The sequence below is a fragment of the Algoriphagus sp. genome, from assembly GCF_029254265.1.
Taxonomy (GTDB): Bacteria; Bacteroidota; Bacteroidia; order Cytophagales; family Cyclobacteriaceae; genus Algoriphagus.
The window spans coordinates 22,395-39,646 of sequence record NZ_JAQWXX010000027.1 but is presented as its reverse complement, the minus strand read 5'-3'; the positions used below and the strand labels follow the sequence as shown (position 1 = coordinate 39,646).

Below are 17,252 nucleotides of genomic sequence, written 5' to 3'. Positions count from 1 at the left end.
AAACAATTTACTACTTCTCCTCTTTTAATTGCTCTTGGTATTTCGGAATATCTTTTTTGATTGCTTCATTCAATTCCGGGTAGACGATATCAGTATACTTACTAACTTCTTCTAGGATCGTTTTTGCTACCAAAACACGGGCTGTTTCTTTATTATCAGCAGGAATTATATACCAAGGAGCATCAGGCTTTGATGTTTTGTTAATGGCCTCTTCATAATATTTTTGATAATCATCCCAATGGGATCTTTCTTTCAGATCACCGGGGGAGAATTTCCAATTGTGCTTAGGCTTATCAAGCCTTCTCAGCAACCTGGCACCCTGTTCTTTTTTACTTAGATGGAGAAAAAACTTAAGAATGATGATTCCGTTTTGTTGAACATGTTTTTCAAAATTAATTATCGAATCAAAACGATTTTCCCAAAATTCAGGAGTTATATCATCCGTGGTATTGATTCCTGGAATATTTTCGTTCAAAATATATTCTGGATGCACTCGAGTCACTAACACATTTTCATAATGAGTTCGATTGAAAACAGTATATTTTCCTCGTTCAGGAAGGGCAATGTAATGCCTCCATAAATAATCATGCTCCAATTCCTGCGAAGACGGAGTTTTGAAGCTTTCGATCACTACTCCTCTGGGGTTGAATTCCTTGAATACTTCACGAATCAAGCTATCCTTTCCCGCAGTATCCATTCCTTGCAAACAAATTAGGACACTATATTTATCGTGTGCATACATCATATCTTGGTGGTCACTTAATGCCTCCCTGTATTCATTAAGCACTTTATCTTTTTTCTTTTCAGAACATTCCAAATCAATGTAAGTCGGAAGTTCATTCAGTTTTATGGGTTCTGTAACCTTTAGAGATTCAATAGGGATATTTTTCATAAATAATAATTTCAATAAGACAAAGTCAGGGGCATTAAGCAAAAAACAATATAATGTTTTATCTTAAAGCCCTAAGAATAATCACCCAAAATAAGCCCAGAAAGAGTCTATGACACCATCCTCTCTCCAATCCCCAATGAGTAATCGCTATTTAGCACTTGATGTGCTTCGCGGAATGACCATTGCGTTTATGATTATCGTGAATACACCTGGAAGCTGGTCAAATTTATACGGCCCCTTAGCACACGCTTCCTGGCATGGATTTACTATGACTGATTTGGTTTTTCCTACTTTCCTATTTGTGGTAGGTAATGCAATGAGTTTTGCTATGAAACGATTAGGTGAAATGTCAGCAGAAGACTTCTTCAAAAAAGTAGGAAAAAGAACAGTTTTGATTTTCTTGATAGGATGGCTATTAAATGCATTTCCGTTTTATGAAATTACAGAATCTGGTAGCATGACTTTTATCAATCTTGGTGAAGTCAGACTTTTCGGAGTTTTACAACGAATTGCTTTAGCTTATTTCTTCGGAGCATTGGTCTTATACCTAGGCGGTCCAAAACTAGGATGGATCTTTTCTGGCATTGCGCTCCTAGCTTATTGGGGGCTAATGTATTTTTTTGGGGATCCAGGAGACCCATATGGTCTGGAAGGCAATGCTGCCATCAAACTTGATTTGGCGGTAATTGGTGCTGAGCGGATGTACACAGGTGAAGGAATTCCTTTTGATCCAGAAGGCATTCTAAGCACACTTCCTTCCATAGTAAATGTCATAGCCGGCTATCTAGCAGGTATTTTCATTCAAAAGAATGGAAACAACTTTAAAACCGTCCGTACTTTATTAGTTTGGTCTATTGGTCTAGTCATTCTCAGCTACGTTTGGGACATTGTTTTCCCTATCAATAAAAAAATCTGGACAAGTTCATATGTCCTCCATACAGTTGGCCGAGACCTATTAATATTATCAGTTTTGATCTGGTTCATAGAGATTCGAAACTGGAAAGGATGGACCTATTTCTTTGAGGTTTTTGGTAGAAATCCTTTGATTCTCTATGTAGCCTCAGGGATTGTGATTTCGATTTTCTCGATGATTCCTATAGGTGATACTACTCTTAAAGGAGCCATTTATTCTAATCTTTTCTCGAATTGGCTAAGCCCAAAGCTGGCTTCCTTCCTATTTGCGATTAGTTACATGCTACTTATTTGGGTAATTGGATACTGGATGGATCGAAAAAAAGTTTATATAAAAGTGTAAACCTAATGCTTTGTTAGCCAGCATTTTCCAAATCTTTATTTAAATTAAAACTGATTTTTAATTTAAATAAAGATTTTTATGAAACTGAAAATTGCAGTATACAATGTAGAATGGATGCGAAATCTATTCGAAACAGATGGTTCTCCCACCACTACTGGAAAAGATGGGGAACGTAGTCGGCAACTGGCAGAAGTGATAGACGCCATGGATCCTGATTTTATGGGAATAGTCGAAGGGCCAAACACTTTAGTGAGTGGGGCTAAAACCGCTTCAGCTCAATTAGAAGCTTGGACTCAGCATTTCATCCCTTCAAAAGCTTATAAAGGAATCCATGGTTTCCCCTCAGCTGGTCAGCAGGAGCTTTCCGCAATTTATAAGCCGGACAAGCTGAAGGTGCTCTTTACACCTGTCACAGAAAATGGAAAGCGATTTGACGAACCTTTCTTAGTAGATACAACCAATCGGCTTATCAAAGAGCAATATGAGCACTATCGTCCACCACTTGAGCTCAGTCTCTTGACTCCCGACGGAGAATTTATTTCCAGAGTAATCGTAGCCCACACCAAATCTAAAGGGATTTTTGACATGGTAGATTATGCAAGATTTGAGCAGATATCTGCTCGAGATCGATTGAAACTTTTTGCCGAATGCATGTCAATCCGGGATAGATGTGACACTTATCTAAAAAAAGGGCAACAAGTAATGGTTATGGGAGATATAAACGATGGATTTGACTTGGATTTCTACGAAAATAAATTCAGTAAAAGCGCTGTAGAAATTTTGCTTGGAGATACTTGGAGTCCTGAATTAATTTTAAAATCCGTTCTTCCAAAACCTAGATTGGGTTCTTATGGATACACTCCTAATTCAAGTAGATATAGAGACCGGATTACAGGAGATCAAATCAATGTCTTAATCGATCATATATTAGCCAGTCAAGGACTAAATTTTTCAAATGGAAAAGTTTGGAACCCCTATTTGGAAAAAGATGATCCCATTATTCAAAATCTACGAACTCAACTGTTTAATGCTTCTGATCACTTTCCAGTTATGGTAGAAATAGAAATCTAAAACTCGACAACTATGGAAGATGCTGCACAAACTATGATTTCCAATTTGGAAAAGAACTATGGGAAAACATTGGAGCAATGGATTCAAATCGTGAGAAAAGAAGGATTTGCAAAACATGGAGAAATCATGAAATTTCTAAAAGATAACCATGGATTTACCCATGGTTTTGCGAATCTAGTTGCTCATAAAACCTTAAAAAGTGATGCAGGCTCAGCACCAGATGTGAATGATCTGATCGAAAAACAATATAAAGGCAAGGAGCACTTTCTTCCCATTTATGAAAAGTTAAAAGCCATAATATCAGAGTTTGGAAATGATATTGAATTCGCCCCTAAAAACGCCTACATCAGTGTAAAGCGAAGAAAGCAATTTGCCATGCTTATTCCAGCTACAAAAACCCGCTATGAAATTGGAATAAACTTAAAAGGCCAAGAACCTGAAGGGATTTTGGAGATTGACACAAAAACCAATGGCATGTGCAACCATAAAATTAATATTGCAGAAACAAAAGACTTCAATCCTGAAATCGTTGATTGGTTAAAGAAAGCCTACGATGCTGCTCACTAATACAAGAAATAATTAACCTTCAATTTCAGCAACCAACTCTTCATACCAAGCTTCCCCATACTTTCGGACAAGTGCATCTTTGAGAAACTTGTAGATCGGAACCTTTAGGCTTGAACCCAGTTGACAAGCTGGATCGCAGATATGCCATCGATCGTAATTCAAGGCATCAAAATCATCGTATTTCTTAACCCGAATCGGATACATATGACAGGAAATCGGTTTTTTATAGTCGATCTTACCAGCTAGATATGCCTGCTCTATCCCGCATTTAAGAATCCCTCGGTCATCGTATAAAGCATAGGCACACTCTCGGTTATCCCCTATAGTTGGAGTGCCTTTATCTCCGTCCTTGTCAATCACCCAAGTACCTTGTTTTTCAATGGCAGCTCTTCCCTCCTCGGTAATGTAATCTTTTACAATAGGGTAGATTTCCTCGAGGATTTTTGTCTCATCATCCTCCAATGGCGCACCAGCATCACCCTCTACGCAGCATGCACCTTTGCAGGCTTCCAAATCACAGACAAAAAAGTTTTCCTTAATATCATCTGACAATACTGCATTCCCCACTAAAATCATATCGTAATTATTTTGATCTCAAAGGTAGTCATTGCTTCCAAAAGATAGAATCAAGACTTTCGATAATCCTTCCTGCGTACATAAACACCTTTCTTCAGGCTGGCTATTAGTAAACCTGCCTCATCTCTTACTTCACACGGGAATTCAAAAACATGTTTCCCTTTTTGATCTACTACTTTTTTTATTTCCTCGACTTGTAAAGTCGAAAGCTTAAACTCTGCAAATACAGTCCCTTTTCCAGGTTTTACAAAATCAATTGACGCATATTTATCCCAGACAATGTACTCATCACCCAGCTGAATCATCAAAATAAACATGAAAAAGGGATCGCACATTGAGTAAAGTGATCCACCAAAAGCAGTTCCAAGAAGGTTTCTATTATACCAAGTAAGTTTAAGTCTAGTTCGAAATCTGGAAAAATCCGGTGCAAAATCCACTATTTTGATACCTGCAAAAAGATATGGTGGATAGAAATTAATCGATCGGATTAGCTTGCGGAATTTCTTCTGTCGTGATTTATCCATGGCAAAAGATAAGAGATTCGGGATAAAAAAAGAACCGCCCCAATTAAGGAGCGGTTCAACCCAGCACTATGAAGAAAAGCTATTAATAGCCTTTGGCAATAAGAACATGACCAAGATTAAAATGTTTTTGAAAAAAGTAATCTTTTTAAGTTTTTTTAAATAGAAGTTAAATTCTTCCATGAATTTTAAAAAAATGATCTCAGATAAAATGACTTATTTTGCATTGTGCAAGTCGTCTTGCCGCTGCTCCGATAGCTATCGGAGGAGAGGAAAGTCCGGGCAACACAGAGCACCATACTTCCTAACGGGAAGGGGATAGACTGGTGACGGTCTGTTCACAGCTAGTGCCACAGAAAAAATACCGCCTTTCGCAAGAAAGGTAAGGGTGAAAAGGTGGAGTAAGAGCCCACCGCCCCGTCAGTGATGCCGGGGGCATGGCAAACCTTATGGGTTGAAAGATCAAATAGGCCTCGGGCAAAGCGCTGCTCGTGCGATTCGCTCCTGATTTCGGTCAGGATCACGATTCCGAGGTGGGTAGATCGATGGATCCCGATTGTGAAGTCGGGACTAGATAAATGGCAAGATTTCGCTTATGCGAAAACAGAACCCGGCTTATAGACTTGCACTTTTTTACCTTATATTGAACCCATGTCAAAAATTCTGATCATTGATGACGAGAAAGTCATCAGAGCTACTTTACGGGAAATCTTAGAATATGAAAAATTCATAATCTCTGAGGCAAAAGATGGTGAGGAAGGCCTCGCCAAAATCAAAGAGGAGGATTTTGATCTGGTCCTTTGTGATGTGAAAATGCCCAAAATGGATGGAATTGAAGTTTTAGAACAGGCAAAAGCCTTAGATAAATCTCCCCAATTCATCATGATCTCAGCACATGGAAGCATTGAAACTGCTGTAGAGGCTACAAAAAAAGGGGCTTTTGATTTTATCCCTAAGCCACCTGATCTGAACCGATTACTATTGACTGTTCGGAATGCGCTCGATAAAAAAGAATTGGTACAGGAGACAAAAGTTCTCAAGAAAAAGCTTTCGAAGAAGTTTGATATGGTCGGCGAATCCAAGCCTATACAGCTAGTCAAAGAAACGATTGAGAAAGTCGCTCCTACGGACGCGCGAGTATTGATTACTGGGCCGAATGGAACAGGAAAAGAGCTCGTTGCTCATTGGATTCATCAGAAAAGTAATCGGGTTTCAGAACCTTTTGTAGCTGTAAACTGTGCAGCAATTCCATCAGAACTTATTGAAAGCGAACTTTTTGGACATGAGAAAGGCGCATTTACTTCAGCCCATAAGCTAAGGCAAGGGAAATTTGAGCAGGCTCAAGGAGGAACGCTTTTTTTGGATGAAATCGGCGACATGTCGCTCTCTGCACAATCAAAAGTATTACGTGCACTTCAAGAGAATCTGATCAATAGAGTTGGAAGTGATAAGGATATCAAAGTAGATGTACGTGTACTTGCCGCTACCAATAAGGATCTGAAAAAGGAAATAGAAGAGAATCGATTTCGGGAAGATTTATACCATAGATTAAGCGTAATCTTAATTCAGGTACCTGCACTAAAGGACCGGGAAGACGATATTCCTTTATTGGTAGAAAAGTTTTTGAAGGATATCGCCCAAGAAAATGGCGATGCGAAAAAAGAAATAAGCAAAGCTGCAATGTCCAAACTCCAGGAATTTCCCTGGACTGGAAATATTCGGGAACTCCGAAATGTAGTCGAAAGACTTGTGATTTTAGGAGAACAGGAAATTAGCCTAGAGGATATAAAAAAATATGCTGACTATTAAGTCAGCATATTTTTAGCTATTTGCTTTTTGTGCTGTTGGGGCTTTGGCATAAGCCGGGCATGGTTTGCTGGAAGCACATGCTCCCAATGCTAAAATCCCAATCAATAATGCAGCCGTTGCTAATTTTTTCATGATATAGTTTTTGATCTTTTCAAATATGTCTAATTAATTTTAAGATAGCAATTACTGAACCAACAAGTTGCAGCCTCTAATTTCACTGCTATCAAATCTCCCCAATACTTCCAGTTTTCCATCCGCATCTATTTTACCTAAATCCTGAGTTTCTATAAAGCTACAGGAATGGAAATTTGCCAAATCTATAATATTAATACCACCCTGAGGTTTTTGAGAAATAGAAAGCGGATCATTTGTATCCCGTAGAATAACGCGCATGGAATAAGGCATCGTATATTTCCCTTCTCCTTTTGAATAAGATTGGGACATCAACTCGGTCATACCATACTCTGAGTGAATTTGATCTTTGTGAAAGTAGGATCTTAGGCGATCATGGACTTCCTCTCGGATCATTTCCTTCCTCTTGCCTTTCATACCTCCAGTTTCCATGACAATCAAATCTTGGGAATCAGATATCTTAAAACCTGATTCGGCTAAGTCCAATAGCGCGAAAGTAACTCCCAGCAACAAAATCTTTTTTCCATCACCGCTTAAGAAATTGATTTTATTGATAAGCTCTTTATGGTTGTACAAATAGAATCCAGAATGAATAGAACCTGATTCTTTGATAAAATGATCCGCCATACTTACAAGACTACTTCCCTTTCGCTCAAGATATGCCGGAAGTAAAGCTAGAATATGGAAATTCTGAAGTGGACCATAGGATGCCTCAAATATATTTTGGCAATGTTTTCTATACCAAGCTTCAGACCAATAAAAATGCTTGCTAGTAATCATTCCAGTAGTACCACTGGATGAGAAAAAATCCTCATAATTTTCTCTGGGAAAAGAAATGACTTCAAAATCTTTAAAAAATTGAATTGGAAGAAATGGAATATCTGATACTTTTTTGATTTCATTTCGGACTATTCGCCTTGCTTGGAGATAGGCTGAATATACCGGATTGTTAAAAGCTTGAAATTGAAAAATGTCCAAAGCCATTTCATCAAATCCATCTTGGGATAAATTCTTTAGCTTTTCAGAAAAACTTTTAAAATCCTGCATCGTTTCATATTTTGCATCAATCGAAGTAAAATTGATGTTACTTTGAATGTAAATTTACTTTCGCCTTATGCGTTTCAAAAACTATTTAGGGATTATCTTTTTGTTTGTAGCTGCTACAGGTTGTATTCGTCCTCCTGATAATTTCCCATCTGTTCCTTCAATCACCTTCGAATCACTGGAATACGTGCCAACATCTGGACCGGATTCGTTGATTATAGGGATTGATTTTCAAGATGCAGAAGGTGATTTGGGATTAGAGGCAACGGACATCAACCCTCCTTTCAATGCGGTAAACTATCAGCGTGACGCAGCAGGAAATCTGATCACCTACAGCAAAAGACCAATCGAAGCCCCAAATTATAATCCCATAGATTGGATCATTGATCCAATTGTCAACAATCAAGTCGTAAGAGATACTATCTGGATCAAACAAAACCCGAATCAATACAATATTTTTGTTCGGTTTTTCATTAAGAGAAATGGAACATTTACGGAATTCAGATGGCAGGATCCTCCATTTTTCACTACTTTCAATGGAAGATTCCCAAGAATATTAACCACTGAGGAAGGACAATCCATTGAGGGCAATATCAGGTATGGAATGCTTTCCTCAGGCTGGGAGGCAATCTTCAGAAATGACACCATTCGAGTCGATGTAGAGATTCAAGATCGTGCACTTAATCGAAGTAATCAAGTTTCAAGCGAGGAGGTTACTCTAAGGCAAATCACCCGGTAACATCAAAAAAAAAGACTATTGAAGAATAGTCTTTTTTTTGATATCTATATCCCAGGAAACTTCTTGGGATCTACTTCATTCATCATCGCATATACTTTTTCTACCACATCATCCACGCTTGGCTTGGAGAAATAATCGCCATCTGATGAATAAGCTGGTCGATGAGCTTTTCCCGTAATTGTCTGTGGCTCGGAATCCAAATATTTGAAAGCATCTTGTCCCTCAATAACTTGCTGAAGCATAAATGCAGAAGCTCCGCCGGGGACATCCTCATCTGCAAAAATCACTCTGTTTGTCTTTTTAACAGAGTCTGCAATTATTCCATAAATATCAAAAGGAAGCAAAGTTTGTACATCAATAACTTCAATATCAATTCCTATTTCAGCAAGTTCGGTCGCAGCTTCCATAATTATTCTACACATGGAGCCATAAGTTACTATTGTAAGATCATTACCAGTTTTCAAAATTTCTGGTTTACCCATAGGAACAGTAAACTCGCCCAGGTTGCTGGGCATTTTTTCTTTCAGTCGGTATCCATTAAGACATTCAATTACCAAAGCAGGTTCATCTGACTTGAGCAAAGTGGCGTACATTCCAGCTGCTTGTGTCATATCTCTTGGCACGCAAATCACCATTCCACGGAGGGAGGAAAGGATCATACCCATTGGAGAACCGGAATGCCAAACGCCTTCCAGTCTATGTCCTCTTGTTCGGACGATAAGCGGTGCCTTTTGACCTCCTTTAGTTCGGTATTGAAGACAAGCCAAATCGTCGGACAACATCTGTAATCCATAAAGGAGATAATCCAAATATTGAATCTCAGCAATTGGACGTAATCCTCTTAATGCGGTACCGATTCCTTGACCAATGATAGTGCACTCTCTGATACCTGTATCTGCTACCCTGTTCTCGCCATATTTTGCCTGAAGGCCCGCAAAGGCTTGATTCACATCACCGATCTTTCCCACATCTTCTCCAAAAGCAAAAAATTCAGGATTTTTCTCCAATGTATAATCAAAAAAAGCCTGCAAAATTTCCCTTCCATCTACCATAGGAGATTTCTCGGTAAACTCCGGTGAAATCTCTTCAACTGAACCCACATTCCATTGCGATTGACTGTAGAGATGTGAATTGTATCTATCAAAGTTCAAGCTAGTTTGATTTTCGTACCAAGACTTCAAGCCAGCTTTTGTAGAAGGAGAATCTGATCGAAGCATTAATAAGACTTTCCTAACAGTGGAAATAACATCTTTTCGGATAGGATTGATTGTTTTGGACAGTTCATGTGCCATCTGATTCAGCACTACTTTTCTAGTACTGTTTTCCGCAGCTTCATTGATTAATCTCACTGCCTCGGCAAGCTCAGCTTTAAACTCACCTGAAAAACTTGCCCATGCGGCTTCTTTCTCTTTTTTTGCTTGTGCTTTTGCCTCCGCTTCGATTGCTTCTAAAGTATCTGCAGTAGCAATCTGGTTGGATAATATGTACTCTCTAAATTTATTGATACAATCCCATTCCTTCTCCCACTTCAATCTTTCCTCAGTCTTATAGCGCTCATGAGATCCGGAAGTAGAATGTCCTTGTGGTTGTGTCAACTCTTCCACATGAATCAAAACCGGTACATGAGAAACTCGTGCTAATTCCCCTGCTTTTAAATAGGCATTTAAAAGCGCCTCATAATCCCATCCTTTGACACGGATGATCTCAATCCCAGCTTGAGAATCAGTTCTTGCAAATCCCTCTAACACTTCAGAAATGCTGCCTTTTGTTGTATGAAATTCTTTGGGAACTGAAATACCGTACCCATCATCCCATACAGAAACAACCATTGGTACCTGCATTACTCCTGCGGCATTGATTGACTCAAAAAACATCCCTTCGGAAGTAGAAGCATTTCCAATAGTACCCCAAGCGACTTCGTTTCCATTGATAGAAAACTGATTCAGGTTCTTAAGGCCTTTATTTTCACGATAGATTTTGGAGGCATAAGCCAAGCCTAAAAGTTTTGGCATTTGTGCAGCTGTTGGAGAAACATCAGCCGCAGAATTATACATTTCAGTGAGATTTTTCCAACTCCCGTCTTCATTGAGAGATCGGGTTGCAAAATGACCATTCATCAATCTACCGGCACTTGCTGGCTCCGCCTCTACATCGGTATGAGCATAGAGTTGAGCAAAATACTCGCTCACATTCAATTCGCCTAAAGCCATCATAAAAGTCTGGTCACGATAATAGCCGGCTCTGAAATCACCGATCTGGAAAGCTCTCGCCATGGCTAACTGAGCTAGTTCTTTCCCATCGCCAAATATTCCAAACTTTGCCTTTCCCATAAAGACTTCTTTTCTGCCAATTAAGGAGGCATGCCGACTTAGCATTGCTAAACGGAAATCAGCAAGGATTGCGTCTACGGTTAAATCGGGTGTTAATGAGGTTTTAGGGACTGATTGAATTTTTGACATGATCTTGTAATCTATCATTATTTTTGGGTTGAGGCAATTTCGTCAATTTACCTCTTTCCAAAAATAGCCAAATCTTATTTTTTTACAAATTTCATTAATATAATTTATCAATCAAAAATTCGGAATGAAATGCATAATCGATAATCATTTAGAATTTTATTTTGAAAAAATAAAAAATACAATCGAATTAATTGATAATTTGATAATCGATCCTTTTCGTTAAATAAGTTTTTTTACGAAAATAAATTTGCAAAATTATCCTTGCTTAAAATTTATATTTTGAAATTTTCTTAATCTTCAGTGATTTTAACGGTAGAAAGTTTTGAAAAACCAAATATTTCGAAATCACACCAAATACTATTTTCTTTCTGACTTTTCAGTTTGTTTTAGCTTCTTATCTTTGCGACATTATTCACTTCATCTAAAGCAAAGACATGATAATAGGTGTTCCCAAAGAGATTAAAAACAATGAAAACCGAGTAGCGCTTACGCCTGCCGGTGCAAAAGAATTGGTAAAAAGAGGCCATACTGTCTACGTACAGCATACTGCTGGAGAAGGTAGTGGTTTTTTGGATGAAGACTATGAGACGGCTGGTGCGAAAATCCTTCCTACCATCGAAGCAACTTATGAAATTGCTGAAATGATCATGAAGGTAAAGGAGCCTATCGAAGCAGAATACAACCTGATTAAAGAAGGACAGTTACTTTTTACTTATTTCCATTTTGCTTCCTATGAGCCTTTAACCAAAGCAATGGTTGCAAGAAAAGCAGTTTGTTTGGCTTATGAGACCGTAGAAAAAGCTGATCGAAGCTTACCGCTTTTGGTTCCTATGTCAGAAGTAGCAGGTAGAATGGCTATTCAAAAGGGTGCAAATTACTTAGAAAAACCGCTAGGCGGAAGAGGTATTCTTCTTGGAGGCGTACCTGGTGTTCTTCCTGCTAAAGTATTGATTTTGGGTGCGGGTATCGTAGGTACTCAAGCCGCTTGGATGGCAGCTGGTCTTGGAGCAGATGTGACTATCATGGATGTTAATTTACAGCGTTTACGTTACCTAGCTGATGTAATGCCCGCAAATGTGAATACGATGATGTCTAATGAATACAACATTCGAAAACTGATTCAAAATCATGATCTAATTATTGGTGCAGTATTGATCCCAGGAGCAAAAGCGCCTCACTTGATCACTAGAGATATGTTAAAGGAAATGCTTCCAGGAACTGTTCTCGTCGACGTTGCAGTCGATCAAGGTGGATGTATTGAGACTTGTAAGCCAACTACGCACCAAGATCCTACCTATGTCATTGATAATGTAGTACATTATTGCGTAGCTAATATGCCAGGTGCAGTACCCTACACCTCTACCCTTGCTTTGACAAATGCCACACTTCCTTATGCGATTCAATTGGCTAATAAAGGATGGAAAAAGGCTGCTCAAGAAAACGCTGAATTAGTACCTGGATTGAACGTAATCAATGGAGACATCGTATATCAAGCAGTTGCGGAAGCTTTTGATATGCCATATGTACCAGTTAGCAAGTATTTAGCTGACTAATTTGTACTAGTCCACTATATAATCCCTCTTGTGAAAACAAGGGGGATTTTTTTTGCAATCTTAAACTTTAGACATTCCTATTTATAGATTAGAAAATCCATTACTTCTGAATTTGAAAAATCCAAAAAAATTGTTTTCTAAAGCTGAGACTAGCTTTTTCATCTTTTAGACAAAGGAATGGTCATAGTGAAACCATTTGGATTTAAACTGATTTGTTGCACAAGGCCTGGCAATTCTTTAGCATGGACTGCGTGAAAGGTATACATAAGCGCATCAAACGTAAACAGAAAAGCTCCTTGCAGAATAATGGATTTTCCGAAACCTATAAACTTATCTTTATTCAACCTAAGGCCCCGCTCTTTTAGATACATCCCTCCTGCCATATAGGCCACGTCCAATGCGGTATTAAACAGTAATATTTTCTCTATTTTTTGTTGAGCATCCAATGTACCAAAGAGATCATTAGATAGCCCTTCGTTACTAGCCTGCCAGAAGCCAAACCCTGCGATAATTAGGTTGACAGAGTTCCAATAGATATTCATTTGGTGAAAAGCCTTCGTTTGTCCAGTAGAATTACTAGCTCCAATGCCTCCCCAAATCATATTACCAACTGCCCAAGAACCCAGGATGATCATTCCGGATTCATTGTAATTTATCCTGGTTTGATTGAAAGCACTTAACTCTGGGATTTCTTGTGCAAAGGCATGCCAGGGAATAAATAGTAGAAGTAATGCTATAAAAATAAAATATGGCTGATTTTTCATAAGAATAAAACTTGCTTTCAGAAGAAGTGTTTTTTGATTAAAGAATGAATGGTCCAATGTGATAAATCACAAAGAAAAACATATCGATTCATGGTAAATTAAGGTATTAAATAACAAAAACATGAGCTATTTTCAATCAAAACAAGTTTCCGCAAAATCTATTCAAACTGTCCGAGAGCAGGTCGAAGAGTTACTAAAAAAAGAAGGTTTCGGTATTTTAACCGAAATAGACATTCAGGCAACGATGAAGAAAAAGCTAGATAAAGCGTATCCCCCTTTTTTGATCTTGGGAGCTTGTAATCCTATTTTTGCAGACAAAGTATTACAAATTGACCCTCAAATAAGCACTCTCTTACCATGCAATGTGGTCATTAGAGAAATAGGTTCTGAAAAATATGATGTATCCGTAATGGATCCAAAAACAGCAATGGCAGTCGTAAATAATTCGGAAATTGAAAGCTTTGCAGCAGAGGTTCGGGAAAAGCTGATGAATGTATTGAAAGGGCTTAATTAATTCAAAATTAGTACCTGGGTAAAATATTATTAATATCGATATCGTCTATTCGGCTGATAAAGAAGCTTTCAACATGCCTTATAGCAAGTATGTGGCTGACTAACATCAATTGACTACAAAAACAGAAATCCTTCAAGCGTTCAACTTGAAGGATTTTTTTTAGAGTTCACTAATTGGCATTGCTGTTTCGCATAGACTGCCAAAAATCAGCTTCCATAGCTTCTCGATCTATAGCGGTATGGATTTTAATTTCCCTTTTTTTATAACCTTCAGGAGTTGTGAATTTAGAAACGCTCGTCCATTCTGGATGAATAAGTGCTTCGATTATTGCCAAATCCCACATGGTCCACTTGGTTTTTTCAGGGTCAGCTTTCGTCCACCATCGCTCAAAAGTCTCCCACCGATCCACCAAATAATCTCCCAAAGCTGATTTCCCTTTAAGGTTTTGGTCGACAATCCTTTTTTCAAAAACCAAATTCTGACTGGTTGTAGCTGACATGACAGTTAAGTCAAGACCTTCTGTTTCCAAAAGGACTCGAACAGCAAGTGTATCATTGCCAGAATTAAACTCTTTTAGATTATAGATATTGGTTTTCGGATCATGCCAAAAACCTAAATAGTGAACCCGAACTCTAGAAATTATACTTGGATCCTGAAGTATTGCAGAAACAACATTCGTACAGCTCCCCAAAATAACCAGATCAAGCTTTTCTCCTTTTTTGAGACTTAATGCAGTATTTACTATAAAAGTGGAAGCTTCCGAAATTTGGGGCTCATACAAATTCTCAATCGGTGCATTGGCTCCAAGCGGCAATTCAAGTGAGGCACGTCCCATCAGCTCAACCAATTTTTCATTAATCTCTTGGCTTTCCCAAACAGAAGAATCAGAAGCTAAAGGTGAAGTGTGGAATTGCGCGGAAGTGATTGCAATTAAATCGATGTTAGGTTCCTCAATCGCACGAGCTAAAGCATACAAATCATCCACTTCATTAGCTGTGTCAGCGTCAATAATTACTTGAAGCTTTTCAGTTTTATCGCTTTCCTGAAAAAAAATGAGAAAACTAAAAAAGCCCAAAACTCGAATTATAGCGAAAATCATAGGATTGAAAGATGTGAATATTTTAACCAACAGAATTCAGGATGGCATTCGTTCCTTTTTGTCAAGTCATCCATATCATCCGAATCCCATATCCGATCATCAATACTCCAACAGCTTTATTTAACCAAAAAAGTACTCGATCGGTGACCAAAGGAGCCAGTTGCTTCGCAATAAAAGCTTTGAGTAAGTCTATCAGAAATACTGTACCTAAAATCCCTACATAATAAAGAAGGAAATCAGACTGAGTGAAAGACTCTTTCAATTGAACTACAGAAGCGATTGAGATCCAAAAAAGCATCACAAACGGGTTGATCCCATTGATTCCAAAGCCTTTTGCAAATGCTGTTCGTTTTTTCGCACGAGGTAAATCAATTCCCCCGGAGTTTGGACGATTTACTTTTTTCTTTAAAATAGAACTGATGCCAAAGCCAATTAAAATCAATCCACCTCCATAGCCCAAATAAGTTTGGAAGGATTCAAAACCCGCAATAAACTTGATTCCAAAAAAAGTGATCAATACATAGATCAAATCACTTGCTAAGATTCCTGTTGCTAAAGTTGCCGCATAGCGAAATCCATTGGTAAGACTAGCTTGGATCAAAGCAAAAAATACCGGCCCTATCAAAGCCGACAATAATAGCCCAACACTAAACCCCTCTCCTAATGCAGCTATCAATTTTTATCCGAATTAAGTGAAAGAAACTCAAGCCAAGAAGTCGCCTTCGCCCCTTTCAATACCCTTGGAAATTTATTTTGTCCACCTTCTTTACCTTGAGTTCGCATCCAATCATAAAAAAGATCAGATGGCAAAAGTGTTACATAGACTTCCTTAAGCGCATGCTTTCGCTCTACCGCGTAGTCATCATTTAGCTCACAGAGTTTTTGATCAATCAAATTCCGTATAATTTGGGTATCTAATTGATCTTCAACTCCCAAATACCAATGGTGGGCAAACAGATTTCCTTCCGAAATTCCCAACACGGTAAATTCCGTAAAACTCGTATTCAGTTCTTCAGCAACCATTTCAACTGCCTTATTCATATTGTCGACTGACAAATGCTCCCCACACAAACTTAAAAAATGCTTAGTCCGCCCGGTAATGATAATTTCGGCTTCTTCTTTCGAGACAAAACGAATTGTGTCTCCGATTAAATACCTCCATGCACCGGCACAAGTGGTAATCAACAAGGCATAATCAACCTGTTCTTCTACCTCGTCGATTTTAAGTGTTTTGGCATTGGGTAAAATATTCCCTTCGCTATCGAAATTCTCCTCATTAAATGGGATGAACTCATAGAATATTCCATTATTCAGGACCAATCGCATTGATTTCTTATTCGGAAAAGCCTGAAAAGCTAAAAAGCCCTCAGAGGCCAAATAAGTCTCAATGTAGGTTAGCGGTTTACCAAGGAGCTTTTCGAAACCCTTTTTGTAAGGCTCAAATGAAACTCCTCCATGAACAAAAATCTGAAGATTAGGCCATATCTCATGGATATGCTTCACATCGTAAAACTCGATGATTTTCTCCAATAAAATCTGCAGCCAAGCCGGTACACCCACTATAATTCCTATGTCCCAAGTATTTGCTTTTTCTACTATTTGATCCAGCTTGTCACCCCAGTTTTTATTTCTTGAAATCTGTTTACCTGGCTTATAAAATCGCTGAAACCAAATAGGCAGCCTTCCAGTGGTAATCCCCGAAAGGTCTCCTGAGAAATACGTGCCGTTGAATTCTAAATCGGTACTTCCTCCAAGCATCAAAATCCCTCTTTTGAACAAGGAAGCAGGTAATCCTTCAAAATGAGAAAGTGAAAGAATCTGTCGCACACCAGTCTTACGAATGGCTTTGATCATATCTCTGGTGATGGGAATATATTTGGACGTAGCTCCTGAAGTTCCGGAACTTAGCGCAAAATGCTTCACAACCCCAGGAGAAGTGACATCGGATTTGCCTTCAAGTAATAAATGCCACCATTCCTGATAAATCTTATCGTAATCATAGATCGGGATTTGTGTTTTAAACCTAGTATAATACTCACCCCCTGGTTTCCGAAAAGACGACAATATTGATTTAAAGTCATATCGCTTTGCTATTGCTGTCTCTCGGCTATGAATCATCAATTTCTTTAATGTTTGTCTTTGCAGATCAATCGGACTTGAATAGTCCTGCTCTAAACTTTCTTTCAGTCTAATGCCTTTCTTTAGTAAAGTACTGAGTATCGCCATATCTTTGTTTTAGTCAATCGGGCAAAAAAAT

General features: G+C 38.4%; 16 protein-coding genes and 1 other RNA gene. 8 read left to right on the top strand and 9 right to left on the bottom strand.

Features of this window, described 5'->3' with window-relative positions; all coding sequences use genetic code 11:
- Positions 1–10: 10 nt before the first annotated feature.
- The gene (locus P8O16_RS03690) at positions 11–892 is read right to left on the bottom strand and encodes a PPK2 family polyphosphate kinase (protein ID WP_300310986.1); all 882 of its coding nucleotides are present in this window, start codon (positions 890–892) and stop codon (positions 11–13) included.
- 109 nt (positions 893–1,001) lie between these two features.
- Here P8O16_RS03690 and P8O16_RS03685 point away from each other — a divergent pair, with 109 nt between their 5' ends.
- The 3 genes from P8O16_RS03685 to P8O16_RS03675 all read left to right on the top strand — a co-directional run bounded on the left by P8O16_RS03685 (position 1,002) and on the right by P8O16_RS03675 (position 3,785).
- Complete coding sequence (locus tag P8O16_RS03685) at positions 1,002–2,147, top strand: acyltransferase family protein (protein ID WP_300310984.1); 1,146 nt, start codon at positions 1,002–1,004, stop codon at positions 2,145–2,147.
- A gap of 78 nt (positions 2,148–2,225) precedes the next feature.
- The gene (locus P8O16_RS03680) at positions 2,226–3,218 is read left to right on the top strand and encodes a hypothetical protein (protein WP_300310982.1); all 993 of its coding nucleotides are present in this window, start codon (positions 2,226–2,228) and stop codon (positions 3,216–3,218) included.
- Positions 3,219–3,230: 12 nt separating this feature from the next.
- Positions 3,231–3,785 (top strand): DUF4287 domain-containing protein, encoded by a 555-nt coding sequence (locus P8O16_RS03675; protein ID WP_300310980.1) that lies wholly within the window; start codon positions 3,231–3,233, stop codon positions 3,783–3,785.
- A gap of 12 nt (positions 3,786–3,797) precedes the next feature.
- Here P8O16_RS03675 and P8O16_RS03670 read toward each other — a convergent pair whose 3' ends face one another.
- Both P8O16_RS03670 and P8O16_RS03665 read right to left on the bottom strand, forming a co-directional pair.
- A complete protein-coding gene (locus P8O16_RS03670; RefSeq protein ID WP_300310978.1) occupies positions 3,798–4,361 on the bottom strand; it encodes a DUF3109 family protein in 564 nt (187 codons plus the stop codon).
- A 50-nt stretch (positions 4,362–4,411) separates the two neighbouring features.
- On the bottom strand, positions 4,412–4,885 hold the full coding sequence (locus tag P8O16_RS03665) for a DUF4442 domain-containing protein (protein WP_300310976.1): 474 nt from the start codon (positions 4,883–4,885) through the stop codon (positions 4,412–4,414).
- 224 nt (positions 4,886–5,109) lie between these two features.
- Here P8O16_RS03665 and rnpB point away from each other — a divergent pair.
- Together rnpB and P8O16_RS03655 are read left to right on the top strand one after the other, a co-directional pair.
- Positions 5,110–5,516, top strand: an RNA gene (gene rnpB, locus P8O16_RS03660) — RNase P RNA component class A.
- Between the two features lie 17 nt (positions 5,517–5,533).
- Positions 5,534–6,691, top strand: a complete 1,158-nt coding sequence (locus P8O16_RS03655; RefSeq protein WP_300310974.1) for a sigma-54 dependent transcriptional regulator — start codon at positions 5,534–5,536, stop codon at positions 6,689–6,691.
- 183 nt (positions 6,692–6,874) lie between these two features.
- Here P8O16_RS03655 and P8O16_RS03650 read toward each other — a convergent pair whose 3' ends face one another.
- Positions 6,875–7,870 carry an acyl transferase gene (locus tag P8O16_RS03650; RefSeq protein WP_300310972.1) on the bottom strand — a complete coding sequence of 332 codons (996 nt, stop codon included), beginning with the start codon at positions 7,868–7,870 and terminating at the stop codon, positions 6,875–6,877.
- Between the two features lie 67 nt (positions 7,871–7,937).
- Between P8O16_RS03650 and P8O16_RS03645 the strand changes: the two genes are divergently transcribed.
- On the top strand, positions 7,938–8,606 hold the full coding sequence (locus P8O16_RS03645; RefSeq protein ID WP_300310970.1) for a hypothetical protein: 669 nt from the start codon (positions 7,938–7,940) through the stop codon (positions 8,604–8,606).
- A 44-nt stretch (positions 8,607–8,650) separates the two neighbouring features.
- Here the strand turns inward: P8O16_RS03645 and P8O16_RS03640 are convergent, their stop codons facing one another.
- Positions 8,651–11,065 (bottom strand): thiamine pyrophosphate-dependent enzyme, encoded by a 2,415-nt coding sequence (locus tag P8O16_RS03640; protein ID WP_300310968.1) that lies wholly within the window; start codon positions 11,063–11,065, stop codon positions 8,651–8,653.
- Positions 11,066–11,499: 434 nt separating this feature from the next.
- On the opposite strand from P8O16_RS03640, the gene ald reads away from it, so the two are divergent.
- Positions 11,500–12,618: an alanine dehydrogenase gene (gene ald, locus P8O16_RS03635; protein WP_300310967.1), complete on the top strand. Its 1,119-nt coding sequence runs from the start codon at positions 11,500–11,502 to the stop codon at positions 12,616–12,618.
- Between the two features lie 158 nt (positions 12,619–12,776).
- On the opposite strand, the gene P8O16_RS03630 is transcribed toward ald, so the two are convergent.
- Positions 12,777–13,382, bottom strand: coding sequence for a hypothetical protein (locus P8O16_RS03630; RefSeq protein ID WP_300310965.1), 606 nt, complete (start codon positions 13,380–13,382; stop codon positions 12,777–12,779).
- Between the two features lie 121 nt (positions 13,383–13,503).
- On the opposite strand from P8O16_RS03630, the gene P8O16_RS03625 reads away from it, so the two are divergent.
- A complete protein-coding gene (locus P8O16_RS03625; RefSeq protein ID WP_300310963.1) occupies positions 13,504–13,896 on the top strand; it encodes a DUF302 domain-containing protein in 393 nt (130 codons plus the stop codon).
- 169 nt (positions 13,897–14,065) lie between these two features.
- Here the strand turns inward: P8O16_RS03625 and P8O16_RS03620 are convergent, their stop codons facing one another.
- The 3 genes from P8O16_RS03620 to P8O16_RS03610 all read right to left on the bottom strand — a co-directional run bounded on the left by P8O16_RS03620 (position 14,066) and on the right by P8O16_RS03610 (position 17,221).
- Positions 14,066–14,995: a nucleoside hydrolase gene (locus tag P8O16_RS03620; RefSeq protein WP_300310961.1), complete on the bottom strand. Its 930-nt coding sequence runs from the start codon at positions 14,993–14,995 to the stop codon at positions 14,066–14,068.
- Positions 14,996–15,056: 61 nt separating this feature from the next.
- A complete protein-coding gene (locus P8O16_RS03615; protein ID WP_300310959.1) occupies positions 15,057–15,671 on the bottom strand; it encodes a LysE family transporter in 615 nt (204 codons plus the stop codon).
- Entirely contained in the window at positions 15,668–17,221 is a 1,554-nt protein-coding gene (locus P8O16_RS03610; protein ID WP_300310958.1) for a GH3 auxin-responsive promoter family protein, read from the bottom strand. The genes P8O16_RS03615 and P8O16_RS03610 overlap by 4 nt, the downstream gene beginning before the upstream one ends.
- Positions 17,222–17,252 lie beyond the last annotated feature (31 nt).